A 26,589-nucleotide genomic window follows, 5' to 3' on the forward strand; every position below is an offset into this window, starting at 1 on the left:
CAATCAATTACAGTACTTTTTTTGAAATGTGCCATAGTAAATAAATAATCATTCAGTTGAATTATTTTTGTGTTATGTTATCAAATAAGTAGTGGAAATTTTGCCAAGGAGCAAACAGTATGAAAAACTTATTAATCGCCACGGCTGTATTACTTTTAGCGGCTTGCGCCAAAACCCCTGATTGGGATTACGACAAATCAGCAGACTTTAGCAACTATCAAACTTTCTCTTGGGTTCCTAACGCGAGCCTAACTAAGAATGTTGCAAACTACCAAATTAGCCCGTTAATGGAAAAGCGTGTACGTGAAGCCGTTAATGCTGAGCTTGAAAAAAACGGTATGAAACTTGTTGATATGGCACAAGCAGATGTACTTATTAACTACCATGCATCGGTTGATAAAAAAATCGACGTTGATACCTTTAATGTCGGTTACGGCGCACGCTGGAACTACTGGGGCATGGGTTACAACACGCAAACAACTACTCGCGAGTATGAAGTAGGCACTCTGATTTTAGACGTGGTAGACCGCGCTTCTAACCAACTAGTTTGGCGTGGTGCAAAAGAAGGTCGTTTGCAAAAGAACCAAACACCTGAAAAACGCACTGAGATAATTAAAGAGACAGTTGCTAATATTCTAAGTAACTTCCCACCTAAACCGCAGCAGTAGAGTGTTAACACACATCGTTTAAAAGCTCGCAAATTGTGAGCTTTTTTGTTTGTGATGATTAAAGTTTGCTATGATGCTGAAAGTAACTCTAAATGGAATTAGAGGTCTTAGAGAAAAAGACCCAAAAAGGAATAAAATGAAATTAACTTGCCCAAACTGTAAAACTAAAATAGCGACTAAAGATATAAAAAAGGTTAACAAAAACAACCTCTTTATTGAAAATCAATGTCCCTCTTGTCACGCATGGTTTTGCTTAAATAAAACACAGACGATTTTAAAAATCGTTGGTATATCTTTATTGTTAATAACGAGCTTGCTTAATATTTTTAATATTAAAACTGAATATAGCCTAGCTTTTTCAGTCATTGGTTTTATAGGCATTTTTATTGCACTCATCATCACTTTCTTTGGTAAATATGACGCGGTTAAACAATAAACACTGCTCTAAATTACACAACCGCGCCTTAGCGGTTTTTTTATTACCTATTGAAATCTGGTTGGAGTGGTATAACTGAGTGATTCAGATACAATAGCCGCAATTTTGCAGTGAGCGCCTATAGTGTTCACTGCCCTAGGTAAATCAAATACATTCAAGAGAGTTTTAGATGGTACGCGCAGTACAGCTTACACTTCCCGCTTTATTCGTCACTTGCTCAGTGCTAGCAGAAGACGCAAACAATATTGAACAAATCACCGTTGAAGTCTCAGCAACCGCAAATAAGGAGCCTGTCGGCACCTTTGATGCGCCTGTATCAAATTTAGAATATGACCCCCGTGTAGATTTGCAATCGCGCAATATGGCTGAAGCACAAGCCGATGTAACCATCCGTGGTGGTATTTTTGAAAATACCGGCTTTCGAGTTGGCAGTAGTACCTTATTCGATCCACAATCTGGTCACTACTTCGCTGAAATTCCTGTTGCGCCACAAATGCTTACCGGCCCTGCCATTTTAACAGCTGCTGATAACGCACTGTATGGCATGAACAGCTCTGTTGGTACAGTTTCATTTGGCTGGCGCCCTATTACAAGCACTGGGAGTGTTTCACTTGGCACTGGCACAAATGACTTTAACTTATTAAGCATTCATGCTGCCCACAGCCAAAAGCTTGAAACTATGCCCGATTGGCGGTTAGGGTTTGAAGGTGAGTATTCAAACTCACAAAGTGATGGCTCAATTGATAACGGCGATCACGACTTTGAGCGTGCCTCAGCGCGCATTCAACTTGCCAGTGACTCATCACAAACTGATTTAATGTTCGGACGCCAAGAGAAATTTTTTGGTTGGCCGAACCTTTACACGCCATTTAATTTTAACGAAACCGAAGATCTTGAAACCAATCTATTGGTGCTAAACCATAAACAAATGTATGGTGAGAACAATAGTTTTGAAGTAACAGGTTATTATCGTAAACATAACGACCATTACGTGTTGTCTCGTGAAAACCCAGCTATGTTTGAAGCATTTCATGAAACTACGGTTAAATCATTGGGTTTGTCGGGTCGTCATTCACTCAATAACAGCTTTGCAGTTAACTACTCAGGACAGTTTATTGCTGATTCAATTGAATCAACATCTCTTGAAAACAACTTTACCTCACGTAATTACACGAAACTAAGTATCTTGCCTGAGTACAAGACTGCCCTTGCATCTAACAAAGAGCTTACTGTTCGTGTTGGTGCTGCATTTGATGATACTAACCGTGATAGCTCAGATACCTCTTTTATTGCCGATGCCAGCCTTAAAGTGGTTAATCAAAATGGCAGTGAACATACTTGGTACGCATCATACGCCGAAGCAACACAAGTACCTGGTTACACCGCAATTGGTGGCAGTGAAACGGGCGGATTATTTAGAAGTAACTACAATCTTGAGCGCGAAACGACCGATAACCTTGAGCTAGGTTTATTGATTGAACAGTCATCTTGGCGTTTAGATTCAGCTATCTTCTATCGTAAAGATAAAAACCTTACCGATTGGACATATCGCTTTGATGCAACCTCAGCCCGTTTTGCAAACCCAGTTGATATAGACACCTTAGGCGTTGAGTTTTTGGCGAATAAATCGTTTGAAAACACAGAGCTAATTGCCAGCTACACCTATTTAGAAAAGTCCGAAGACTATGGCACGGCTGATATTGATGCCAGCTTTTATGCACTTAACTACCCTGACCACCGTGTAACACTTGGCGCTGTATGGCAGCCTATGGATGTACTTGAGCTGCGTATCGATAACGAATGGCGTAAGCAACATAGTAACCGCTTACGTAACTCTGACGATGAAGCCTTCTTTACTCAATTAACGCTAAAGTTTACTCCTGCTCAGTTTGAAAATGTATTTGTTACTTTTGCTGCTGACAACATTTGGGATGAATCATTTGAAGAAGTCCCAGGTACCCCAGGGCGCGGCGAGCAATATACTCTTAGTGCTACCTATACTTGGTAACCAAAAACAACAATGCCAGTCAATTTGACTGGCATTGTTGTTTAATCAGCATTCCTCGGCAACTCTCTCCTTGCAAAGTAAGCAACTAGCCCTGAATACACATCCATCAATATATGAATCAAAATAACGAAGAAAATACTTTCAAAATAAAGATATAAACCACAAAGCACTAAACCTATTAATGCAGTTTTAATTACATGCTTCCAGCCTAGGTAAAAATGCCATAATCCAAAAACCATGCTGCTACCAATAACTGCTATAACCCAATTGCTGTGTAATTCAATAACGCTTAGTAAATACCAACGGAAAATAAGTTCTTCACATACGCCCGCTGTCACTGAAACAATAAAGGTGAACATAAAAAGCTCTGAACGAGACTCCGGCATTAAATCATTAAGAGAGTCGCCGCTATGCTCTAAAGAAGTTGCAATGTCGTTCCTTATCTTTTCACTTTGCACAATTGTGTACATCACATAAATCATATAGATAATAAATAAAAGAATAAGAGTGCCAGCAAATACAGTCTTCCATAGAGTGTTCGGCAAGATAAATGGATGGGTTACTGATAGTTCACCTTGATAATAAAAGAAAATTACCAACCCTGTCAGGCACCACAGTACTGCTGATGTTTTACAATATTCAAACTTTTTATTATTCGATTTATATTTTTCTAATACTAAATCTATAACGGGGAATAGAAGAAAGATAACTAATAATATAATTTCTGACGCTGGCATCTAGAGGTTCTTTCATGCAAATAGAATTGTTATCTATTAAAGCACAACTTTTTAATTAGACAGCGATTTTATAAAATTTTAAGCAAAACTAAGTCATCTGCTCAAGTTCAGTAATTAAATACAATGCTTGTTCGTTAGTCGTGCCACACACATCAATGGTGGCAGAAAAGTCGCTACACACCTTTGGCCTTGAGGCATCACCAAATAATTTACATAGGTTGTTATCATCAAGCTGAATACAGCGCTCTCCCGCTGCTTTCCCGTTAGGCATTCCTGGGATCGGTGAGCTAATACTGGGTGCAATACAACAGGCGCCACAGCCTAATCTACATGTCATTTTATCTGTCATTGAGTACCCCTTATAGAACCTTTGTAGCGTCTTTGTAATATGTGCAATGCTTTGTTACATCTTCAAACGCCTTGTAAACACTTTATTGCGTATGCTTAGCCTATCAAGTTTATTTTAATTACCGTCAACCGTGAGGGACTATCCCGTGGCTAGTAAAAAACAAATCATTCTTCCTATCGCCGTATTAGTCGGTGGCCTAGGAATGGCTTTTGCGTTTGCTTCGATGAAGCAAGCGCCGGTCGAAAAACCAGAACAAGACAACCGTCCGCTTGTATCAATAAAACCATTGAACTTTGATGCTATTACGCTCGATGTAAAATCACATGGAATCGTGAAGCCAAAAAACCACACGGAGTTAGTCGCACAAGTCAGTGGCCAAGTTGTGTCACTGTCTGAGCAATTTGTACAAGGTGGATTTGTTAAGCAAGGCGACATTCTAGCACGTATTGATCCAAATGATTACGAAGCAGCACTAATCGAAGCAGAAGCCGGCCTTGCTCAAGCAAGTTCGGCCCTTGAAATTGAACGTGCGCAGGTATCTGTAGCGCAAGCTGAATGGGATCGCATCAAAGGTGACTCAAACCAAGTTATTCCGTCAAAGTTATATTTACGCAAACCTCAGCTTGCTGAAAAATTAGCAAGCTACCGCGCTGCACAAGCGAGTGTAAAACGTGCAAAACGTAATTTAGAGCGCACTTACATTAAAGCACCTTATGATGCCATTATCGACGAGCGATTAATTAGCTTAGGCAGTGTGGTAAACCCTGGCAGTAGCTTTGGTAGCTTAAGCTCAACCTCTATAGCAGAGGTTCGTCTTCCAGTTGCTGATAAAGACTTGCAATATCTAAACAACCAAGGCATTGGTGCAAATGTGTCAATCAGTGCTGAATTTGCAGGTAAACAAACAACATGGCAAGCAACTATTGTTCGCAGCGAAGGTGTTGTTGACCAACGTAGCCGTATGAACTACTTAGTTGCTCAAGTCGCAACGCCTTATGAGCAAAAGCAACCTTTACGCTTTGGCTCTTATATTAATGCGACGATTGAAGGCCGTGCCCTCGATAACGCGATTGTCGTACCGCACCACTTAGTTAAAGATAAAAAAGTCGCTGTACTACAAGATGGCGAAACACTGACATTCAAAACGCTGAATATCGTGCGTGAGCAAAATGGCATGGTGATCGCCGATAATGGCTTGGCTAATGGTGAAAAGTTAATTACCTCTGCACTTGAGTACCCCACAGAAGGCATGGCTGTAAAACTCGATAACGCTGAATTGAGTGTACCGACAACACAATTAGCACTTAAAGAGGAATAAGGCCATGACCACACACAGAGAAAAAGGCCTGATAGCGTGGTTTGCTCGTAACCCTGTTGCGGCAAACCTGCTGATGATTTTCATCTTAGTGGGCGGCTTGCTTACTGCGATGTCAGTTCGAAAACAAATGTTTCCACAATTCGAAAGTAATTGGATCAGCATTCAAGCAATTTACCCAGGTGCTGCGCCACAAGAGGTTGAAGAAGGTATTACCATTAAGGTCGAGGAGTCTTTAGAAGGGCTCGAAGGCATAAAGCGTTTAATCACTTATTCAAATCGTGGCTTTTCACAAGCATGGGTCGAAATAGAAGAAAAATACGACCCGCAAGAAGTGCTTGATGAAATCAAGATGCAGGTGGATTCAATAAACACCTTCCCTGCCGAGATGGAACGCCCAATTGTTCGCCGCGACAAGTTTGAGCAAGAGGTTATGATCCTTGCGCTGTATGGCGATATGAGCAACTACCAACTCAAAGAGCTAGGCAATGATATAAAAGACGAGCTACAAGCTTTACCGCAAATCAACTTAGTCAACTTTTATAGTGGTTTAAACTACGAAATTGGCATTGAAATTACCCCTGATAAACTACGCGAATATGGTTTAACTTTCCGTGATATCGCAACCGCAGTGCGTAGTTTTTCAGCGAATATGTCCGCAGGTCAAATTCGCTCTGAAAATGGTTATATTTCGATGCGAGTTGAAAACCAAGCGTATCGTGGTAAAGAGTTCGAAAACCTGCCTTTATTACACCTACCAGATGGCGCGCAAGTATTACTAGGCGACGTGGCAACGATTAATGATGGCTTTGAAGAAGGCTTACAATATTCTAAGTACAATGGCAAAAACTCACTAGCATTCGAAATAAATGCTTCCAAAGATCAAGATATAACCAAAGTTGCCGCTGTTCTTAAAAAATACCTTGCAGATAAAGCCCCACAATTACCTGCTGGTGTAAAACTATCGCCTATTGTTGATTTAACTTACTACCTTGAAGGTCGTCTTAACATGATGATCGACAACATGGTTTGGGGTGGTATTTTAGTTATGGTAGTACTTGCCCTATTCTTACCATTACGCTTAGCATTTTGGGTCATGATGGGTCTGCCTGTTTCATTCCTTGGTGCATTTTTAATGATGCCTTTGGGCTTTTTAGATATCACCATCAACTTAGCCTCTTTATTTGCATTCATACTGGTGCTGGGAATTGTGGTTGATGATGCCATTGTAGTCGGTGAATCGGCCAGTGCTGAAATTGAAAAACACGGCCACAGCCTTGATAACGTAGTACGTGGCGTTAAACGCGTTGCCATTCCTGCCACCTTTGGTGTGCTAACCACAATTGCAGCCTTCTTACCACAAACACTCGCATCAGGCCCAGGGTCTGCCTTCTCTAAAGCCATTGGTGGTGTGATTATCCTTTGCTTAATCTTCTCTTTGATTGAGTCAAAACTGATTTTACCTGCTCACTTAGCAGCAATGAAAAATAAACCAGCGAATCCTAAAAATCCGTTACATCGATTACGTTTAGGTATGGATAATGGCTTAAAAAGTTTTATTGATAATTACTACACACCATTTATTGGTCACTGCATACACTACCGTTATACCGTGATCGTAGGCTTTATATGTGTATTGATTGTCAGCGGCGGTATGTTTGCAGGTGGATTAGTAAAATTTGTGGCGAACCCTAAGATCCCACATGATTTTCCACGAATTTCCATAGAAATGAACTTGTCATCTTCTGAACAAGCAACTCTTGAGACAGCTCAAACGATTGAAAAACTAATTTTAGATGTCGATAAGCAACTTGAAGAGCAATATGGTCAAGCGATGATCCGCGACTTATCAGTTAGTTTGCGCGGTCGTACAAGTGCACGCATTATGGCTATTTTAGTTGAACCGGACTTACGCCCTATTGATACCTTCCAATTAAGTGCAATGTGGCGTGAGCAAATGCCGCCTCTGCCTGGCGTGAAAACATTAAACATTGAAGACAGTATCATGAATGGCGGTCGTGATGATGGCGATGTTAGCTTCCGCTTAGAAGGTAAAGATATCAACAAGTTAAAAAAAGTGGCCGCTAAACTAAAAGAAAAGCTTAATGGTATGCAAGGTGTGGGTGATGTTAATGACTCACTGCAATCAGCAACCGATGAAGTACAACTTGAGCTTAAACCGCTTGCTTACAGTCTTGGTTTAACATTATCAGACGTTGCATCACAAGTCAGCTTTAGCTACTACGGTCTTGAAGCACAACGTATTTTACGTGACGGTGAAGAGATTAAAGTGATGATCCGCTACCCTCGTGAATCTCGTAACGCGGTAAGTGACATCACAGATGCACGGATCATTACACCAACCGGTGTAGAAGTTCCTCTTGCAGAAGTCGCAAAAGTAAATATTGTTGATGGTGTAAACCGTATTCGTCGTGAAAACGCCAAACGTACTGTAAACGTTTGGGCCGCAGTTAACACAGACCAAGCAGAACCATTTGCCATTGCGAAAGAAATCCGCGATGAATACTTACCTAGCCTACTGAAAAGCTACCCTGGAGTTGAAAGTAACGTAGCCGGTCGCATTCAAGAAGAAATGGACAGCGTTGCAGAGCAAATACGTGATTTTGCTTTATCAATGCTGATTATCTTTGCATTGTTAGCCATTCCACTGCGTTCATATTCACAGCCGTTCATTATTATGTCGGTGATCCCTTTTGGTGTGATAGGTGCCATGTTCGGTCACATGATTTTAGGCATGACCATGAGTAGCCTATCGGTATTCGGTATCATCGCTGTTGCTGGTGTGGTGGTGAATGACTCGCTGGTTATGGTTGATTTTGTTAATAAAGCGCGCGCCGAAGGAGTTGCGATAAAAGAAGCTGTCATGCAAGCAGGTGCTCGTCGTTTTAGAGCAATACTACTTACTTCAATTACCACATTTATCGGTGTCTTACCGATTATAATGGAAACAAGCTTACAAGCGAAAATTGTCATCCCTATGGCGGTTTCACTCGCTTTTGGTGTGTTGTTCGCCACGGTGATCACACTTATCTTAATTCCATGTCAGTACGTGGCGCTGGAAGACTTTAAGCGCTTAATTAGCAAGTTAAAAGGTAAAAAGGCTGCACCTGAAGCTGAGTTACATACAAGCAGTCACTAACCTTTCTCATCCCAACCTAAAACGCTTGGTAAGTTTCTTGCCAAGCGTTTTGTCATATAAAGAGAAATAAATGCGACATAACACCAAAACTCAGGTACGGTATAAAAGTTAATCAATCGTATAGTAAAAAACACTTTCAATAGATGAAAAACAAGGAGTTAAACCTAAAAAATAAAATAGAACAATAATCACAACAAGGGAAAAAAATGAAAACATTAGAGAACTATTTAAAGCCATTAATGCTGGTATCTGCATTACTCTTTGCAAACCTTGCTTTTAGTAAAGAAAAAGCACAGCAAATGGCTGACTTTATTCAAGAGTTTCATAATTATAAACAGTTTAATGGTAACGTCTTAGTTGCTAAAGAAGGCAAAATACTTTTTGAAAAAAGTTATGGTTATGCCAACTTCGAATGGGATATAAAACATAGCAAAAACAGTAAGTTTAGGATTGGCTCAATTACAAAACAATTCACAGCGATGCTAATTCTACAACTAGCTCAACAAGGCAAACTCAAGCTTGACGAACCATTAGCAACCTACCTACCCGATTATAGGCAAGATTCCGCTAAGAAAATAACTATCCGTCAAATACTTAACCATACATCAGGTCTTGGTAATTACACACAAACAAAAGACTTTGGCGAAAAATACAGCAGAAACCCATATAGTGTCGATCAGTTTATCCGTCTGTTATGTAGTGATGATTTAGTGTTTGAGCCTGGCACCCAATTTCGCTATAGCAACTCAGGCTATTTTATTTTAGGGGCAGTCATCGAAAAAATAACAGGAAAACGCTACCAAGATGTCTTGCAGGAAAATATTCTAACACCACTCAATATGGCTAATACAGGCTACGATTCACACAGTAAAATTATAAAATATCGTGCATCGGGTTATGCTAATGACTTAGCAGGTTATAGCAACACTGACTATCTAGATATGTCCATTCCTTATGCTGCAGGTGCAATGTACTCAACCGCACGTGATTTAGTAAAATGGGATCAAGCTCTTTACTCTAACCAACTGTTGAATGCTGAATATAAAAAGCAAATGTACCAAGTATCTAACCAACGAGATTATGCACTCGGCTGGGAGGTTAAAAAGTTAGATAAAGATCAATATGGTAAAGCGTTGACTCAAATACAGCATGGCGGTGGTATTAATGGCTTTAGTGCGTTTATTAGCCGAGTTATTGAAGATAAACTCCTAATCGTTATTTTAAATAACACAGGTGGTGCACCATTAACCCCCATGACTAATGGGCTTCTCAATATTTATTACGAAAAGCCTTATGAAGCGGCTACTGAGCATGCTGATAGCATACTATACAAAGCACTTAAGGATGGCGGTATTGCTGCACTAAAAGAAAAATATGCAGAGCTCGTCACTCATCATAAAACGCCTCGTGAGCGAACGATTAATTACTTTGGCTATGAATTAATGCAAATGAATAAATTAAATGCAGCGGTTGCAGTATTTGAACTCAATAGTCAGCATTATCCCGACTCTGCCAATACCCATGACAGCCTAGGTGAAGCCTATTTAGCTGTTGGGGAAAAGCAAAAAGCGCTCATCAGTTATAAAAGAGCCCTTGAGTTAGATCCTGAAAGTGAAAGTGCAAAAAACGCTATTAATCAACTTCAATAGAGACGAAGCCACCGTAAGTGGCTTCTTTTAATTTTAGCACGCCTGTTTTTGATTAAGCTCGATATAGGCTACCAAGTCTTCAATCGAGACGACAGGCATAGCATGCTCAATGGCAAACGTGCTTACCTCTGGTAAGCGAGCCATTGAGCCATCTGGGTTTGTTAACTCACAAATAACTCCAAAAGGCGCTAAACCCGCTAGCTGCATTAAATCGACTGACGCCTCGGTATGACCTCTACGAACAAGCACCCCGCCTGTTTGCGCACGTAAACCAAACACATGGCCTGGACGAGATAAATCTTCTGGTTTTGCTTTTTCTGCTGTGGCTGCTTTAATTGTGGTGACACGATCAGCCGCTGACACGCCTGTTGTCACGCCCGTTTTGGCTTCAATAGTGACAGTATACGCGGTTTTGTTCTGACTGGTGTTATGCTCAACCATTTGCGGTAAGTCGAGCTGTTTAACACGCTCATCGCCCATGCAAAGACACACAATACCGCTGCCCTCACGGATCATCATAGCCATTTGCTCGGTTGTTAGGTGCTGTGCTGAATACACAAAATCACCTTCATTTTCACGGTTTTCGTCATCTACCACAAGCACGCCCTCACCTTGCTGCAATGCAGCAATAGCACGTTCAACGCGTTCAAGTGGTTCGCCGAACTGGCTTAGTAAAGAAGACTGAATCATCATTTTTAATACCTATTAAATTAAATATGAAAAGATTCAGGACATTGAAAGGCACAGCAAAAAAGACCACCCGAGGGCAGCCAATTACTGTTTTATAGATTAACTATATTCTCTTTCATCCGGACTATCACCGTCGGCTCTGGCCTCTCACCAGATCTGCTGACCTTCAACCAAAGGTTAAAGCGCTCGCGGGCTCACTTAACATCGTTAAGTATACCGCCGGTGGGGAATTTCACCCCGCCCTGAGAATGTTGCTTAATCATAAAGACGAATAAGCCCAGTTATTCTATACTTAAAATAATTAGTTATCGAGTACCTGCTTATCTAAAATGCCTTTTTCAATCAGTTGATTGAGAATCGCCTTCGTTTTTTCTCGACATATATCTCTCACTAAACGAACAGCAGGTGTGATTGACTGCCTGCTTGGGCAAATTAACCAAAGCTCTGCACAAAGGTGCGGGTAATTTTGCATAACAGGTACGACCCGCCCTGTTAATAAATCATCACTGATATCTATGCATGATTTCACAGCAAGGCCTTTACCGGCCACGCACCAACGCCTTACTAGGTCACCATCATTAGACGCACGGCGGCCTTGCATTTTCACCTTAAAACGCTCGGTTCCGTTGGTAAATTCCCAGACATTATTGATGATATCTTGCAGTTGATAAAATAGGCCTTGATGCTGATTTAATTGATCGGGATGTATCGGCGCGCCATATTCAGCAATATACTCTGGTGTTGCACATAACAGCCTTGGCACATTACATATTTTAAACCCATATAGATTTGAGTCTGATGGTGAGCCATACCTAAGCGCAAAATCAACGGAGTCACGATAAAAATCGACATTACTATCACTGATGTGCGGTCGCATGCTGAGTTTGGGATACTCATCCAAAAGCTCATCTAACCAAGGGATAATAATATTGCGTCCCAAATCAGAAGAAAGTGCAACCCTTAGTTCTCCTTCTATTTCATCATGCTCGCCTTTTAGCGCAAGTGTTGCCTGCTCAAGTGTCGCCAATGCTTGTTGGCATTGCGGTAAAAAACGCTCTCCCGCGGCTGATAATCTTAAGTGACGAGTGGTACGAACAAAAAGCTCTGCGCCAAGGGCTGCCTCTACTCGCTTTATTGCAGCACTCGCCGTCGCAGCGCGCATATCTAACTTAGCCGAAGCTTGGGTTATACTACGAAACTCCGCCACCTTGAGGACTAATTTGAGATCTTCAACCTGCATATTAACTAAAATTTTTTGATAATGTTTATTTGATTATGCGCTTTATCGTAAAGTATGCAAAGCGTACACTGCACCTAATGTTATACATGCGGGAGCAATTACATGACACACCCTATTATTTCTGACTTACAACGCCGTTATACAAGTAAACGCTACGATGCATCAAAACACGTTAGCCAAGAAGATTTAAACATTATTTTAGAAGCGTTACGTTTATCGCCTTCATCAATAAATTCTCAACCTTGGAAATTTGTTGTCATTGAGTCTGAGCAAGCAAAGCAACGCCTTCGCGATAGTTTTGCTAATAAGTTTCAATTTAATCAGGTGCATGCTAAAGCGGCATCACACACCATTTTATTTGCCTATAATCCAAGCTATAAACGTGAAGATTATGAAAAAGTCATTGATGCTGATATCGCTAACGGCCGTACTAAAGCAGACAATAAAGAGCAAGCCTTTGGGGCGTATGCCTTTGTCGATTTAAACACCGATGAACAAGGTAATAATGCTGCGTGGACAAAGTCACAAACTTACATTGCTTTGGGTAATACTATGCACACTGTGGCCCGTTTAGGTATTGATTCAACGCCGATGGAAGGTGTTGATAAAGAGCTATTGAGTGAGTTATTCGCTGATGAGTTAGACGGGTATGTTTGTGAAGTAGCCCTTGCTATCGGCTACCATGAACCTGAACAAGATTACAACGCGGCATTACCAAAATCACGATTAGATAAAAATGCAGTGATTAAAGTAATTTAATAACCCTTTTAATAGCTTGAATTAATACCTTGAAGTGAGTTGAAGTTCACTTCAAGGTTCATCGTCATATTATTCGCCAGTCGACTTTTTACGAGAATGTGCAGTGCCTGACACGCGTGTTCGCTTGTTAAAAGGTTTTTTACTTTGAGTTTTAGCCGCAGATGACTTTCCACCTGCTGGTTTATTTGTGCCTTGTTGCCCTTTATTTTGCTGTGGCCGCTTTGCCGTTTTAGGTTTTGGCTTTTGTGTTTGCTCTTGATCTGGGCTTTTCGGCTTTTTTGGTTTCTTTGGTTTTTTAGGCTTTATTGGTCGTGTATCAAGTGGTCTTTCTGCAACAGGCTTAGTTGGCTCAAAACCCGACTCTGTAGCACGCGGAATTAATTGCCCAATAAAACGTTCAATACCATAAAGGTCATCTGCATCATCAGCGGTTACAAATGAAATTGCATGTCCCGACGCGCCAGCTCTACCCGTTCGACCAATACGATGAACATAATCTTCATATACATTTGGTAAGTCGTAGTTAACTACATGAGGTAGCTCAACAATATCTAAGCCTCGTGCCACGATATCAGTGGCAACTAATACTCTTACATCACCACTTTTGAAACCTTCAAGTGCTTTAACACGCGCCCCTTGCGACTTATTACCATGTATAGCTGCACCACTGATATCATCGCGCTCAAGTTGCTTAACCAAACGATTAGCGCCGTGTTTCGTACGACTAAACACCAACACCTGTTGCCAATCATTGGCGCGAATTAAGTGGCTTAGCAAAGCTGTTTTTCTTGATTTATCAACAGCATAAACTGATTGCGTCACTGTTTTTGCAGTGGTATTTTTTGCTGCAACTGAAATTTCTACCGGATCGTTAATTAAACCCTTTGCCAGCGCACGGATTTCATCTGAGAAGGTCGCAGAAAACATCAGGTTTTGACGCTCTACAGGTAATTTAGCAATGATGCGCTTAATATCATGAATAAACCCCATATCGAGCATACGGTCTGCTTCGTCGAGGATAAGCACTTCTAAATCATCAAATTTAATCGCATTTTGGTTATGTAAATCCAACAAGCGACCTGGTGTGGCGACAAGAATATCAACGCCTTTGCGTAAACGCATCATTTGCGGATTAATTTTAACACCGCCGTAAACAACAAATGAGCTTACATTTGAATGCTTAGCGTACTGCTCGACGTTTTCGCTCACTTGTAAAGCAAGCTCTCGTGTTGGAGCCAGAACAAGTGCACGCGCACGGTTTGCACCTGCTTTTTTACCCTTTGTTAATAACTCAATGAGTGGCAATGTAAAACCTGCTGTTTTACCCGTTCCTGTTTGCGCTGCCGCCATAACATCACGGCCAGCAATAATTGCAGGAATTGCCTGTGTTTGAATAGGCGTAGGTGTTTCATAACCTTTTTCTAAAACCGCATCAACTAAAGACTGTGATAATCCTAAGCCATCAAAACTCATAGTGTCTCTCAAATTCAAAAAATCAGCTGAATTGCCGAAGTGCGCGCATTATACCTAGGATAGTCAATAATGCATGGAATTATTTTATTAAAGGGAATTTGGGCACGAAAGTAGCTTTAGCATCTGAGGCACAAATTTAGGGCTGCACTCCTTGTGTATTTTTCCAAAGGTAATGTGAAACAAATGCTACATGTGCAGTGCTACACCTGCTGCAAGGTGTATCTTTGTGAATCGGTGAAGTCCTCACTAGGCTATCATAAAAAACTCTAAAAATCATATAGTTGAAGTTACTAACACAAAATAATTAAACATGGTGCGCAGATTGCTGAATGCCCTTTGCACGACACAACCGTTTTAGCTAAATCCATGTGTCAGAAGCTTTTTTATCTAATTTAAGAGAATCACCTATGTCTAATATTCCAGTATATCAAAATTATATCAATGGCCAGTTTGTGCAGCATTCAGCCAACTATATTGAAGTAATGAACCCTGCTAACGGAGACGTATTATCTAAAGTTCCCAGCGCAGACAAGGTTGAAGTAGAACAAGCCATCCATGCAGCAAAACAAGCACAACCAGCGTGGGCAAGTAGACCCGCAATTGAGCGTGCGCAATACCTTCATAAAATTGCTGAAAAAATACGGCAAAACATTGATCGGCTCGCGCTTGTGATAACCCAAGAACAGGGTAAAGTATTGAGCCTAGCGAGGGTAGAAGTCAACTTCACTGCCGACTACCTCGATTATATGGCTAGTTGGGCTAGACATATCGAAGGCGAGATAATTACCAGTGATAGAAAAGGAGAAAATATTTTTCTATTCAGAAAGCCGCTAGGTGTTGTTGCCGGTATCTTACCTTGGAATTTCCCCTTTTTTCTCATTGTAAGGAAGATGGCACCCGCTTTAATTACTGGGAATACCATTGTCATCAAACCGAGTGAAGAAACCCCCAATAACTGCTTTGAATTCACCCAGCTCCTCGATGAAGTTGGTTTACCTCAAGGTGTGTTTAATGTGGTATGCGGATCAGGGCGAAATGTTGGCCAAGCTCTTTCCTCTAGCGAAGATATAAACATGATTAGCTTTACAGGGAGTGTAGAAACGGGCTCTGTTATTATGTCTGCCGCAGCAAAAAATATCACTAAAGTAAACTTAGAGCTTGGGGGGAAAGCCCCCGCAATTGTGCTTGATGATGCCAATATAGATCTTGCTGTAAGTGCCATCAAAGCATCACGTATAACTAACACAGGACAAGTATGTAATTGCGCCGAGCTTGTTTATGTACACGCGAAGGTTGCTGATGAGTTTATTAGAAAAATATCCGATGCAATGGCATCAACACGTTATGGCGACCCACAACTAGACCCTGATATCGAAATGGGCCCGCTGGTTAATAAATCTTGCTTAAATAAAGTAGCCAGTATGGTTGAACAAGCTATTGCAGAGGGTGCAAAAGTGGCAACTGGCGCAAAGGTAGCCGACACCGACAGTGGCTACCATTACCAACCCACTGTGTTGGTTAACTGCCATGCCGATATGGAAATTATGCGCAAAGAGATTTTTGGTCCTGTACTGCCCATTCAAATCGTTAGCAGTTTAGAAGAAGCCATTGAACTTGCAAACTCACTAGAATACGGACTCACTTCTTCTGTCTATACTCAAAGCCTTAACCAAGCTATGCGTGCCATAGAATTACTTAATTATGGTGAAACCTATATAAATAGAGAAAACTTTGAAGCTATTCAAGGCTTCCATGCAGGCACCAGAAAATCAGGAATTGGTGGCGCTGATGGCAAACACGGTTTGTATGAATTTACGCAAACACACGTCGTGTATATGCAGAACTAATCTAAGTTAATTTATCAAAAAATAAAGCCGCAACACATGTTGCGGCTAATACTGAATCATTTAAGCCATTCACTTAAGCTTAAAAGCTAACTGATGCTTCGACAATAACACCATCCCATTCTGTACCGTCGCCAACCCCAAATAACGCCGTTCCTCCCCCTGAAAATTGTTCTTCTTCCTGTCTAACATACTCTAATTTGAATAAGGTGGAATCATTCATCCACCAGCCTCCTCCAACTTGGAGTCGAGTCGCGGTATTATTATTGTTGATATTGCCACTTTCGTTGTCAGACTCAGCATAGCGAGCGGCTAGATAAAAATGCTTGTTAAAAGTATATCGACCCTCAATAGACCAAAATTGCATTTCTGACTCTTGCTCAATGTAACTAGTCTGAAAACTACCCTGCCCATTAGCCCAACTAACATCGTCCTCGGCTCGACCATACAAAGCATGCAGTAAAATAGAGTCAGTCATGTATTGAATGTCAGCTTGCCATATAAACGCATCTACCCCAGGGACAATGAGAGGATGTGTAGCTCGTGCATTAGGCGCTGTGCTGGCAAACTGATAATTATCACCGTCGCCAACCGCAATTAACGACCCCGCAGATTTGCCTGTAACCGCACTTATTTCATGATTGGTAGAAAAAACACCTGCGCCAAACGATAAGCCATTAGTTAAATTATAAGTACCACGTAAGCCAAGGTTGTACCCCCGATTATCTGAAAAATCTGCAAAAAAATCAGGTACTGAAATAGTTCCATCCCAAGTTACTGTACTGCCATTATTTAATGCATGTACACCATAAAACCAGATACCTTCTTCGGCAGTGATCATATCAACAAGACTATTTCCCACAAACGGATTAGTTTGGACTGATGCGCCATCGGAATAACGCAAAAAGTTTTGTGTGGTCGAAACAACATTACCAAGCCTCACACCTACATCTTGATTAATCTGGTATTGGATCCACGCTAAATCTTGACTGATACTCGCGCTGCCATCATTCCAATCATTTGGCTCTTCAGCAAGCTCTGCAAAAATAGAAAGTTGATCCGTGACTTGTGCATTAATATTGAGGCCAAATCGTAAACGATGAAACCCTGAGTCAGTTTTAGCATTGCCTGGATCTGCTGCTGCCCCCTCAACCTCCATTCCAGTTTGCCAACTTTGCATAATGCCACCAGATAATTCAATTCTGTCTAGCCAACTTTCCGCACTCATAGCGCTAAAACAGGCTAAACTCAATGACGTTGCTACTGCTATTTTATTTAATTTCATTATTATGTTTCCCTTATGAAGTGTACTTCGAACATAAGGGATGGCAAAGACTATGCCATTGAAATGAAAACAAACAACAAATTGATTTAAAAGTATTTTTTGTATTAAATACATTGAAGCGTATTCAGTTTAATTCCTTAAAATCAAACTAATGTCGCAGGTCAATTGTCACATTTTGCTACATACATCGACAGCAAACAAAACTCACTCTTAGCAAGCATTATTAGGCTGAACAATCTTATACTTTTCCATTTTCCTATACACTGTAGAACGGCACACATTAAGCTCTTCAGAAACAGACGTTATATTCCAACGATGTTTTTTAAGCGTTTCAATTAGTAATTGCTCTTCATGGCAGGCAGTAAATTTAGCCAAGGCTTTTTCCTTTTTAAAAGAGCCCACCGTTTTATGATCTGTAAGTGAAGAAAAGTGTTCGATTAAATCATCTGGAAAGCAATTAATGGTTATTTCAGCTCCTTCACACACAGCTACCGCATACTTAATTACGCTAATCAGTTGTCTTATATTGCCAGGCCAATAATAAGATTCAAGTGCTCTTTTAGCATCATCGGCTATGCTCAAACCATGCACCGCCACGCATTCTCGTTCGAGTATGTTATCAATAATAAAGGATTTATCAGACCGTTCTCGAAGTGCTGGTAACTTTAAAACCATACCGTTAAGACGATAATAAAAATCCTCTCTAAACTCTTTTAATTCAATAAGTGTTTTTAGATCTTGGTGTGTTGCAGAAATCACTTGTAAATCTAATGCGATAGGCTCAATCCCCCCAAGAGGCATAGTTTCGCGCTCAGCTAAAACTCGTAATAGCCGAGTTTGAAGTTGTACCGGCATATCACCTATTTCATCTAAGAAAAGTGTGCCGCCATTTGCCTGCTCAAGCTTACCTTTCATACCTTTTTTGTGTGCCCCCGTAAAGCTACCGCCGAGATAACCAAACAACTCACTCTCTATTAGTGTTTCAGGTATCGCGGCACAGTTAAGCGCCACAAATGGTTTATCAGCACGGGGACTCGATTCATGAATGGCGCGCGCAAAAGCCTCTTTGCCTGTTCCTGTCTCACCGGTAATCATAATAGGTATGTCTTTATCAGCGACCAAAAGTGCCCTACGAACAAGCTGCTGCATAGAGGCATCTTCACCATTCAATTCATTAATCGGCGGATGTTTAGTGAATGTCTTACTCTGCACTTTTGGCTCTGCTTGTACCAATGGCAATGCCTTACTTTTTGGCACCTTTAAGGTTATTTCGACGTTTTCTGACAGCAATGGAAGTTGCACATTAACCGCATTATTTCCTCCATTTGTTTTACTTAGTAAACTATCAAGAGACAAACCAATAAATTGCTCAACATTAATACCTAGCAACGATTGATGCGATTGAAAATGAGACATAAAACAAAAAAATGCCGCGTGATTTGCACCAATAATTGTACCTTTCTCATTAATCGCGATGAGTTGCTCTTGGGTGATATCAAAAAAACTTTCAGCCGACTTTATACTTAATATGAGTTGGTTTTTATAGCTTGTATGCAAATAGCTATTTTCAATCATGCGCCCATATAACATCACCATTTTGAGTGTCATAAGCTGATGGTGCTTATTTGGGTCAGCGCCAATACACGACGCGTTTAAGCAACCCAGCAAGTCTCCCATGGGATCAAAAATAGGTGTAACGGAGCAACTTAACTCTTTATGACTTGCATAAAAATGTTCAGCCTTATGAATGATCAAAGGGGCTTTTTCAATAAGACATGTGCCAATACCATTTGTACCTACTTGGTTTTCAGCCCACCTTGCACCAATAAGTAGGCCTGATTGCTTACTCAAACTTTCCTCTTGAGTAGATAAACTCGTTGCTAAGGTTAAGCCTGTGGCATCAGTTAAAATTGCAGAGTAGCCGGCATCAGCAATACGATTAGCTAAACCAACAAGGCCGCATTTCCCCGTATTTAAAAAGGTCTCTCTAAGCTGGAGTTGCGATCGCATTTCGCTGGAAGAAAGTACCTCAACTTCATTAGACGCATAGGGATCTAAGCCATAATTGAGCAAACTTCGCTTCCATGATCGCGCGATATATTTAGATGGTTGAATGTTACGTAGTTGAAATTCTGTGGACATAAACGACTGAGCACTACTAACGTCCATAGGGTGTGGAGTGTGTTTCATCACCTTGCTACTCCGTTCTATTGTTGTCGGGCAATTTAAGTAGCAGCATTAGGCTGGAACTATAAAAGCCTCAGTCTTTGTTTCTAAAACTATCACAGAAATTTAATCTAACAATACGCCTTTTACCCTATTTTAATTTTGATTCATGATAATTTTGCAATACAAAAACATGTCTCTCGGTTAAAAAGCCGCTCACATTGATTTATTTTTGAGACAAGTGTCAAACTCTTAGCATCCTCTCTTCAGGTTATAAATTTTTCTTTATTTAGGTGTCTCATTGTTGCATGCATGTTGCGACACCTGTTTCTCTTTTCATACGGAAACATACACTCAAGAACAACCAAAATAAAAATATCGATTAAATATCAATTGGTTATCAACGTTAAAATTACTAAAAACTGTTGGCATATAATTTGGTACTAAGGTCATTCAAACTAAAACACCTTCAGAGGTTACAATGAAAAAAATGACAAATTTGAATCTGACTTACCTAAATTGCTGTTTAATATTCACTGGGATGTTGATCAACACACACGCATCAGCGGCCAGTTTAACTAAGCTCACAAAAGAAATTAAAAACTATAAACCAGTTACGCAAAAAAGGCTGAATGAAGCAGACCCAAAAGACTGGCTACTACCCAAAGGCAATTATGAAGGATGGATGTATAGCAAGCTGACGCAAATAAACAAAAAGAATGTTAAGTCTTTAAAGCCAGTATGGACGTACTCAACAAACTTAGATTCTGGTCACGAAGCCCCTGCCCAAGTAAACAATGGCGTTATGTTTGTTTCTACGCCTTACAATCATGTAATTGCGTTAGACGCTAAAACAGGGCAAGTTTTTTGGCGCTATACGCACGACAACCCTTATGACTTATCTGTTATGCACAATACTAGCCGCGGCATCGCTCTGTGGGATGATAAGGTTTACGTAGCAGGACTTGATGGCACGTTAAATGCCCTTGATGCAAAAACCGGTGAGCGAGTATGCCAAGCACAAATCGGCGACTGGAGCACAGGTGCGTATATCACCTCTGCACCCACACCTGTAAAGGGCAAGATTCTTGTGGGTCCCTCTGGCGGTGAATATGGTGTCCGTGGTTTTTTGGAAGCTATGGACGCTAAAACATGTAAACAAGCATGGCGCACATACAGTGTACCAGGCCCTGGAGAGGCAGGACACGAAACGTGGAAAAAAGAAGGTAAACGCCCAGATGCATGGAAGTATGGTGGTGGCAGCATGTGGATGCCAGGTAACTATGATCCAGAAGCGGACGTACTTTATTGGGGAGTAGGTAACGGTTCACCTTGGTTAGGTGATCAACGCCCAGGGGACAATTTATACGTTGCCTCCTCCATTGCTATGAACCCTGACAGTGGCAAAATTGTTGGTCATTTCCAATATCATCACAATGACTCATGGGATTGGGCAGCGATGAATGCGCCTATGCTCGTTAATTTCAAAAAAGGTAATAAGACGGTTAAAGGCTTAGTCTCTCCCCAGCGTAATGGTTATTTATATTGGCTAGAACGTAGCAATAAGGGGAAAATTAGCTATGTCGAAGGACAACCGTTTGTAAAAAATAACGCATTTAAATCATTAGATAAAGAAACTGGACGTCCTACTTATGATTACAAACATGTGCCTGTAACAGGCAAACGCGTTGATTATTGCCCAAGTCTATGGGGCGGGAAAAACTGGCCATATGAAGCCTATAACCCCGAAACAGGCATCATCTACGTTCCTGCCAACAACAATCTTTGTAATTCTTTTATTGGTAAATTTCAAGATGATGTTGAACCTGCTTCAGGACAGTTCTGGGCTGGTATCGACATACCCGATCTAGATGTTTACCTAGACAATCCTAAAAAAGGAGTTGGTCAACTACAAGCGTGGAATATCAATACACGTAAAAAAGTTTGGCAACATGACTTTGGCAAAACCATGAATTGGGGCTCTGTACTATCCACTGCTGGTGGCATTGTATTTAATGCAGGCACGAACGATCGTATTTTACGCGCGTTTGATTCACAAACTGGCGATGTGCTGTGGGAGTTCCCTCTTAACTCGACAGCTATTGCCCCACCAGTGAGCTATGAAGTCGATGGGAAGCAATACATTGCCATTACCGCAGGTTACGGTGTGGATGCACATTGGACAAACAGCGTGCTGGCAGAGAAAGATAAATCAGGCGAGTGGATTGCTGATGTACCTGAAGGTGGCGTGATTTGGGTATTCGCTTTACCCAATTAATTTACCAACTAAGCGAAAAGCCGCATGCTTTTCGCTTTCACGTATTACTAGCTAAGGCGCTAATTTTATAAAATAAAGGTACCTCATGACACAAAATGCATCTTCAAAGAAAATCATCGATTTGCCATGCACACAGAAAACTAACGATGACGATTTAGCTCAAAACCACCCCGACAATTATTTTCGTCGTGATTTTGTAAAATATCTCGCTATCGCCATCCCAATAGTTAATCTGCCTTTAAGCACTGGGGTAAATGCAACCACTAAACCTGAAAGACGTCCTCCCCAAGCAGGAGATCGACTCACTTACTTTCAAAAATCAAAACGTGGGCAGATTATTAAGCTGTCGGATTTAAAAGAATTAGACAAACCTCTGCTGGTTGTTCCTTTCGATGTTGAAAATAATGTGGTTAAAGATGGCTCTCGCTACAACCAAATACTGCTTCAAAAGTTACCCAGTGAATTACTCTCAGCAGCAACAAAAAAACTTTCAGACCAAGGTGTTATCGCTTATTCAGCAATTTGCACACATGCCGGTTGCCCTGTCACCGGGTGGATGGCTGATGAAAAAAACTACATGTGCCCTTGTCACCAATCTGTTTTTAATCCTAAAGATAGCGGCGTGGTTGTGTCAGGTCCTGCTACACGAGGATTACCTGCAATTGGGCTAAAAATTGAAGCCGATGAAATTATCCTAACCAATACATTTAATAGCTGGATTGGTTTTGGCAAAAGACCCAAATAATGGAGAAGCGTCATGAATATTCAAAAAAATTTACTCAATTTAACAACCCTAATTATCATTATTTTAATACCGATGAAAGTGCTTGGTGCGGCTAAACCTATAACCGGTGTGAGCTGCCAAGAAGGCTTTTATATTCTTACACCAGATAAACATATCCATTGGATAAGGGATCAACAAAAAGAGCGCACGCTTGTTTATTCTGAAGGTGACGATATTTATGCCATGGCTGAATGTGGCACAGGCGTAATAACAGTATTTGAAAACAAACAGTTGCAAACACCCCACTATAGCGCTTATTACAGTCCTAACTGTAGAAATATCGGCGTAGAAGTAGGTGAAACAAAAAGCATTTATCAAGGCGAAGTTAAAATAAATCACATACAAGCAACACCTAAAAGCCTAAAAATACGCCTTGCTAACAATGCACTTTTTAGTAGTAATAGCTGTACTGATCTTGTGATGCAAAGCGAGTAAGCAATGAAAGACACACATTATTACCTTGCTTTCACTCTAAGCGCTTTAGCAGCAGCCTGTTTGTTTAATTACTCAGCGGCAAGTAACAAAGAAAATGAAGAAGAAAAATCACTTAAGCAACTGCTAAACACCCTAAATGAGAGCTATAAGTTAACAGTTGATGTAACCGCTCCTCGTTTGAATACACCCATGTTTACACTAGGAATGGAGTTATTTTTTAGCAAAGCGTTAAGTGGCAATCAAGATGTAGCCTGTGCAAGCTGTCACCACCCATATCTAGCTGGCGGTGACAGCCTTAGCCTACCCATAGGTGAAGCCCCCTATGATGAGGATATAATTGGCCCTGGCCGCTGGCATGACTGGCAACGCTCAGCAGATCCAAAAGCAGATGGTGCTCCGAATGTAGCACGGCATTCACAAACAATTATTAATGCTTCTTTGTACAAAGAAGCCATGTTTTATGATGGCCGTATTTTTGTACTTGAAAATGATATTCGCATAGCGGATACCCCTCTACCTCACCGCACCCCTGACAGTAATTTATGGCAAGGAGATCAGTTAGCAGGAAAAAACTTACTCGCAACACAAGCTCGTTTTCCTGTTGTTTCAAGTGATGAAATGCGAGGCTATACATTCGCAGCTGCCAGCACCAATGAAGACACCCGACACAAACTAACAAAACGCTTACAGCAACACGATAAAAACCAACAATGGCTTAAGCTATTTCGCAATGCCTTTAATGATTTACATGCCGCACCAGAGCAGCTTTTTACCTTTGCGAATATTGCAACCGCAATTTCTTACTACCAATCAACCCAACTATTAATTAACACTCCGTGGTTTAATTACCTTAACGGAGAGAGTGATGCAATGACTCCCAGCCAAAAACGGGGGGCACAGTTATTCTTGAAGTCAGCTAAACAAGGTGGTGCTGGCTGTATAGAATGTCACACGCCCCCTATTTTTTCTGACGAGAAATTTCACAATATTGCTGCGGTACAGGTAGGTCGCGGCAAACAGCCTAATGGGGAAGACTACGGTCGACGAGGAGTTACACAAAAAGACGACGATCGCTATAAATTTAGAACGCCATCTCTGTTAAATGTTGCAGCAACAGCACCCTACACTCACTCTGGTGCGTTTATAAATTTAGAGTCGATTATTAAGCACCACCTTGATCCTGCCAAGTCGTTGCAGAACTTTGATTACAGCTTTGCTGACAACCCACAACTAAGTTATGTCGCGAGCTTGTTACCAAATAGCAAACTCAATTCTCAACGTGTACTAGAGCAATTACAAAATGAGCAACAAAAAGGAGTCAGCTTACTGGCATCAGGCATTACCTTATCTGATGCTCAGCTATCTGATTTAATTGCCTTTTTAAATAGCCTCACCGACCCTTGCATCAATAGTCGAGAGTGTATGTCTCAATGGGTGCCCACGGAAACGGATAAAGCACCAGATATACACCGTTTAAACGCACGCTTTAAACGCTTTACAGCGCCGCCTAAGCCAATAAGCAGAATATCTCACACAGAAAGTAATTTGCCGCAAATGTCATTCGACAAAGCGAATATTAAGCCGGCGTTATTATTAAGTGATATGGAATTTGGCTGTAAGTCCCGTGCTTCAATCGCACCTCAAAACACGAATGCTGCAAAACGTTTTGATGAAGTATCACTGGATGTTGGCATAAGTCATCAACACCATATAACTTGGCAAAACTACACCCTATCATCAGCGCAACGGCTACTTTTTAGTGGCGGCGTTGCTATGGGTGACATAGATGGTGACTGCTGGCCTGACATCTTTTTCCCTACAGGTGACGGCGCCCCTGATAAACTATATCAAAATCAGCGTAATGGGCATTTTTCAGATATTAGTCGCTCTTGGGGTATTACCCAAAAGGAGCTATCCAATGGTGCAGCGATGGTGGACATTGATGGCGATGGTGATTTAGATATTTTCACCTCAAACTTACTTCATCCTCACCTACCTTCCGTTAACAGTCAAGTGAACAAACACCCCCACCATCAAAGCCCTACTCTCTATCTTAATGAGCAGCAACAAAGCTTTATAGTGAGTCATGATATTGGTTTGAATACCCAGCTTACTAGCTGGTCTTTCGCTTTTGCCGACTATGATAAAGATGGGGATATCGATATGCTAACCAACCATTGGCGTGGGCCAGGCCTTGGTGGACAGCTTCCTAATCACTTATGGGAAAACACAAGCCAAGCAAATACGCTGACATTTCATGCGCAAGATGAGACAGCTGGTTTGCTTGATTTGATAGGAAGCACCGACTTTACTTTTACCTCTAATTTTTCGGATTTTAATAATGACGGTTGGCTAGATTTATTATTTACTGCGGACTTTGAAACCAGCCAAGTCTATAAAAACTTGCAAAATGGGCGGTTTGAAAAAGTGACGCATGAACACACGATTCATGATCAAAATGGAATGGGCGCAGCCATAGCTGATTTTGATAACAATGGCTCATTAGACTGGTTTGTAAGCAGTATTTGGGATCCAAATGGTCACCCTGAAGGTAGCTGGGGAGTGATAGGTAATCGTCTATACAGTAACCAAAATAATCAGTTTATAGATATCACTGAACAAGCGGGTGTAGACAAAGGGTTATGGGCTTGGGGAGCATGCTTTGCCGATTTTAACAACGATGGCTGGCTAGACCTATTTCATGTTAATGGTTTTGATCTGCCCAAACAGTTAAGCAAACGCTTTGCTAACCCTCGCGCTTATCAAAAACTAAAACTCGCTATGGCTGAGTTTGAAAAAACACACAGCCGCTTATTCATTTCAAATCAAGATGGCACCTTTACAGAACAAAGTAAACTTTGGGGCATTAGCGATCAACTCTCTGGCCGAGGCGTTGCGTGTGTCGACTATGATCGGGATGGCGATATCGATATTGTAATTAGTAATCATCAACAGGCTCCTTTGCTCTATAAAAATCGACATAATGATGAAAGTAAAGACAGTTACCTTTCTATTAGCTTGCGCGATACAACAAAAAATACGCGTGCACTAGGCGCTAAAGTGTACGTTACTGTTGGCGAAACAACTCAATTACAGGAAGTTCAAGCAGGCGGAAGCTTTCTAAGTGGCACCCCTTCCACCCTGCACTTTGGTTTAGGACAGGCCTCACAAGCTGACACGATCAAAATTGTATGGCCTGATAAAACAAACACAGTAAGTACTTTTACCAATGTACCTGCCAATCAATTTATTTATATCACTACCGACTTAACAGCTAACCTTAAAAAGTATCGAAAATAAAAAGGAATTGATA

The 26,589-nt window shown here is 41.1% G+C and carries 19 protein-coding genes and 1 riboswitch; of the genes, 12 read left to right on the top strand and 7 right to left on the bottom strand.

Annotation, left to right across the window (positions count from 1 at the left end; genetic code table 11):
* Positions 1 to 119 precede the first annotated feature (119 nt).
* The 3 genes from L3Q70_RS09910 to L3Q70_RS09920 all read left to right on the top strand — a co-directional run bounded on the left by L3Q70_RS09910 (position 120) and on the right by L3Q70_RS09920 (position 3,112).
* Positions 120 to 668, top strand: a complete 549-nt coding sequence (locus L3Q70_RS09910) for a DUF4136 domain-containing protein (protein ID WP_130150137.1) — start codon at positions 120 to 122, stop codon at positions 666 to 668.
* A gap of 70 nt (positions 669 to 738) precedes the next feature.
* Positions 739 to 1,104, top strand: coding sequence for a hypothetical protein (locus L3Q70_RS09915; protein ID WP_237114190.1), 366 nt, complete (start codon positions 739 to 741; stop codon positions 1,102 to 1,104).
* Positions 1,105 to 1,273: 169 nt separating this feature from the next.
* Positions 1,274 to 3,112: a TonB-dependent receptor gene (locus tag L3Q70_RS09920; RefSeq protein ID WP_237114191.1), complete on the top strand. Its 1,839-nt coding sequence runs from the start codon at positions 1,274 to 1,276 to the stop codon at positions 3,110 to 3,112.
* Positions 3,113 to 3,153: 41 nt separating this feature from the next.
* On the opposite strand, the gene L3Q70_RS09925 is transcribed toward L3Q70_RS09920, so the two are convergent.
* Entirely contained in the window at positions 3,154 to 3,849 is a 696-nt protein-coding gene (locus L3Q70_RS09925; RefSeq protein WP_237114192.1) for a CPBP family intramembrane glutamic endopeptidase, read from the bottom strand.
* A gap of 88 nt (positions 3,850 to 3,937) precedes the next feature.
* Positions 3,938 to 4,186: a YkgJ family cysteine cluster protein gene (locus L3Q70_RS09930; protein ID WP_237115258.1), complete on the bottom strand. Its 249-nt coding sequence runs from the start codon at positions 4,184 to 4,186 to the stop codon at positions 3,938 to 3,940.
* Positions 4,187 to 4,343: 157 nt separating this feature from the next.
* Here L3Q70_RS09930 and L3Q70_RS09935 point away from each other — a divergent pair, with 157 nt between their 5' ends.
* The 3 genes from L3Q70_RS09935 to L3Q70_RS09945 all read left to right on the top strand — a co-directional run bounded on the left by L3Q70_RS09935 (position 4,344) and on the right by L3Q70_RS09945 (position 10,322).
* Positions 4,344 to 5,516: an efflux RND transporter periplasmic adaptor subunit gene (locus tag L3Q70_RS09935; RefSeq protein ID WP_062569354.1), complete on the top strand. Its 1,173-nt coding sequence runs from the start codon at positions 4,344 to 4,346 to the stop codon at positions 5,514 to 5,516.
* A 4-nt stretch (positions 5,517 to 5,520) separates the two neighbouring features.
* Positions 5,521 to 8,673 (top strand): efflux RND transporter permease subunit, encoded by a 3,153-nt coding sequence (locus tag L3Q70_RS09940; RefSeq protein ID WP_237114193.1) that lies wholly within the window; start codon positions 5,521 to 5,523, stop codon positions 8,671 to 8,673.
* A 206-nt stretch (positions 8,674 to 8,879) separates the two neighbouring features.
* Entirely contained in the window at positions 8,880 to 10,322 is a 1,443-nt protein-coding gene (locus tag L3Q70_RS09945) for a serine hydrolase domain-containing protein (RefSeq protein ID WP_237114194.1), read from the top strand.
* 33 nt (positions 10,323 to 10,355) lie between these two features.
* On the opposite strand, the gene ribB is transcribed toward L3Q70_RS09945, so the two are convergent.
* Together ribB and L3Q70_RS09955 are read right to left on the bottom strand one after the other, a co-directional pair.
* On the bottom strand, positions 10,356 to 11,009 hold the full coding sequence (ribB, locus tag L3Q70_RS09950; protein ID WP_167346342.1) for a 3,4-dihydroxy-2-butanone-4-phosphate synthase: 654 nt from the start codon (positions 11,007 to 11,009) through the stop codon (positions 10,356 to 10,358).
* Between the two features lie 106 nt (positions 11,010 to 11,115).
* A riboswitch (FMN riboswitch) is annotated at positions 11,116 to 11,266 on the bottom strand.
* Between the two features lie 47 nt (positions 11,267 to 11,313).
* The gene (locus tag L3Q70_RS09955) at positions 11,314 to 12,252 is read right to left on the bottom strand and encodes a LysR family transcriptional regulator (RefSeq protein ID WP_237114195.1); all 939 of its coding nucleotides are present in this window, start codon (positions 12,250 to 12,252) and stop codon (positions 11,314 to 11,316) included.
* Positions 12,253 to 12,354: 102 nt separating this feature from the next.
* On the opposite strand from L3Q70_RS09955, the gene L3Q70_RS09960 reads away from it, so the two are divergent.
* A complete protein-coding gene (locus L3Q70_RS09960; protein WP_237114196.1) occupies positions 12,355 to 13,011 on the top strand; it encodes a nitroreductase family protein in 657 nt (218 codons plus the stop codon).
* A gap of 69 nt (positions 13,012 to 13,080) precedes the next feature.
* Here the strand turns inward: L3Q70_RS09960 and L3Q70_RS09965 are convergent, their stop codons facing one another.
* Positions 13,081 to 14,484, bottom strand: a complete 1,404-nt coding sequence (locus tag L3Q70_RS09965; RefSeq protein ID WP_237114197.1) for a DEAD/DEAH box helicase — start codon at positions 14,482 to 14,484, stop codon at positions 13,081 to 13,083.
* A gap of 407 nt (positions 14,485 to 14,891) precedes the next feature.
* Here L3Q70_RS09965 and aldA point away from each other — a divergent pair, with 407 nt between their 5' ends.
* Complete coding sequence (gene aldA / locus L3Q70_RS09970; RefSeq protein WP_237114198.1) at positions 14,892 to 16,331, top strand: aldehyde dehydrogenase; 1,440 nt, start codon at positions 14,892 to 14,894, stop codon at positions 16,329 to 16,331.
* Positions 16,332 to 16,410: 79 nt separating this feature from the next.
* Here the strand turns inward: aldA and L3Q70_RS09975 are convergent, their stop codons facing one another.
* Both L3Q70_RS09975 and L3Q70_RS09980 read right to left on the bottom strand, forming a co-directional pair.
* Entirely contained in the window at positions 16,411 to 17,613 is a 1,203-nt protein-coding gene (locus L3Q70_RS09975) for a hypothetical protein (protein ID WP_237114199.1), read from the bottom strand.
* Between the two features lie 210 nt (positions 17,614 to 17,823).
* Positions 17,824 to 19,803, bottom strand: coding sequence for a sigma-54-dependent Fis family transcriptional regulator (locus tag L3Q70_RS09980; protein WP_237115259.1), 1,980 nt, complete (start codon positions 19,801 to 19,803; stop codon positions 17,824 to 17,826).
* Between the two features lie 457 nt (positions 19,804 to 20,260).
* Between L3Q70_RS09980 and L3Q70_RS09985 the strand changes: the two genes are divergently transcribed.
* The 4 genes from L3Q70_RS09985 (at position 20,261) to L3Q70_RS10000 (ending at position 26,576) form a co-directional block, all read left to right on the top strand.
* Positions 20,261 to 22,057 carry a PQQ-dependent dehydrogenase, methanol/ethanol family gene (locus L3Q70_RS09985; protein WP_228074304.1) on the top strand — a complete coding sequence of 599 codons (1,797 nt, stop codon included), beginning with the start codon at positions 20,261 to 20,263 and terminating at the stop codon, positions 22,055 to 22,057.
* A gap of 85 nt (positions 22,058 to 22,142) precedes the next feature.
* Positions 22,143 to 22,802 carry a Rieske (2Fe-2S) protein gene (locus L3Q70_RS09990; protein WP_062569363.1) on the top strand — a complete coding sequence of 220 codons (660 nt, stop codon included), beginning with the start codon at positions 22,143 to 22,145 and terminating at the stop codon, positions 22,800 to 22,802.
* Positions 22,803 to 22,814: 12 nt separating this feature from the next.
* Positions 22,815 to 23,276 (top strand): hypothetical protein, encoded by a 462-nt coding sequence (locus tag L3Q70_RS09995; protein ID WP_237114200.1) that lies wholly within the window; start codon positions 22,815 to 22,817, stop codon positions 23,274 to 23,276.
* A 3-nt stretch (positions 23,277 to 23,279) separates the two neighbouring features.
* The gene (locus L3Q70_RS10000; protein WP_237114201.1) at positions 23,280 to 26,576 is read left to right on the top strand and encodes an FG-GAP-like repeat-containing protein; all 3,297 of its coding nucleotides are present in this window, start codon (positions 23,280 to 23,282) and stop codon (positions 26,574 to 26,576) included.
* Positions 26,577 to 26,589 lie beyond the last annotated feature (13 nt).

The organism is Pseudoalteromonas sp. CF6-2, from assembly GCF_021729425.1.
Taxonomy (GTDB): domain Bacteria; phylum Pseudomonadota; class Gammaproteobacteria; order Enterobacterales; family Alteromonadaceae; genus Pseudoalteromonas; species Pseudoalteromonas arabiensis.

Coding starts and splice junctions, on each gene's coding strand:
- L3Q70_RS09910 (WP_130150137.1), top strand. CDS start 120: ATGAAAAACTTATTAATCGCCACGGCTGTATTACTTTTAGCGGCTTGC.
- L3Q70_RS09915 (WP_237114190.1), top strand. CDS start 739: ATGATGCTGAAAGTAACTCTAAATGGAATTAGAGGTCTTAGAGAAAAA.
- L3Q70_RS09920 (WP_237114191.1), top strand. CDS start 1,274: ATGGTACGCGCAGTACAGCTTACACTTCCCGCTTTATTCGTCACTTGC.
- L3Q70_RS09925 (WP_237114192.1), bottom strand. CDS start 3,849: ATGCCAGCGTCAGAAATTATATTATTAGTTATCTTTCTTCTATTCCCC.
- L3Q70_RS09930 (WP_237115258.1), bottom strand. CDS start 4,186: ATGACATGTAGATTAGGCTGTGGCGCCTGTTGTATTGCACCCAGTATT.
- L3Q70_RS09940 (WP_237114193.1), top strand. CDS start 5,521: ATGACCACACACAGAGAAAAAGGCCTGATAGCGTGGTTTGCTCGTAAC.
- L3Q70_RS09945 (WP_237114194.1), top strand. CDS start 8,880: ATGAAAACATTAGAGAACTATTTAAAGCCATTAATGCTGGTATCTGCA.
- L3Q70_RS09955 (WP_237114195.1), bottom strand. CDS start 12,252: ATGCAGGTTGAAGATCTCAAATTAGTCCTCAAGGTGGCGGAGTTTCGT.
- L3Q70_RS09960 (WP_237114196.1), top strand. CDS start 12,355: ATGACACACCCTATTATTTCTGACTTACAACGCCGTTATACAAGTAAA.
- L3Q70_RS09965 (WP_237114197.1), bottom strand. CDS start 14,484: ATGAGTTTTGATGGCTTAGGATTATCACAGTCTTTAGTTGATGCGGTT.
- aldA (WP_237114198.1), top strand. CDS start 14,892: ATGTCTAATATTCCAGTATATCAAAATTATATCAATGGCCAGTTTGTG.
- L3Q70_RS09975 (WP_237114199.1), bottom strand. CDS start 17,613: ATGAAATTAAATAAAATAGCAGTAGCAACGTCATTGAGTTTAGCCTGT.
- L3Q70_RS09980 (WP_237115259.1), bottom strand. CDS start 19,803: ATGAAACACACTCCACACCCTATGGACGTTAGTAGTGCTCAGTCGTTT.
- L3Q70_RS09985 (WP_228074304.1), top strand. CDS start 20,261: ATGAAAAAAATGACAAATTTGAATCTGACTTACCTAAATTGCTGTTTA.
- L3Q70_RS09990 (WP_062569363.1), top strand. CDS start 22,143: ATGACACAAAATGCATCTTCAAAGAAAATCATCGATTTGCCATGCACA.
- L3Q70_RS09995 (WP_237114200.1), top strand. CDS start 22,815: ATGAATATTCAAAAAAATTTACTCAATTTAACAACCCTAATTATCATT.
- L3Q70_RS10000 (WP_237114201.1), top strand. CDS start 23,280: ATGAAAGACACACATTATTACCTTGCTTTCACTCTAAGCGCTTTAGCA.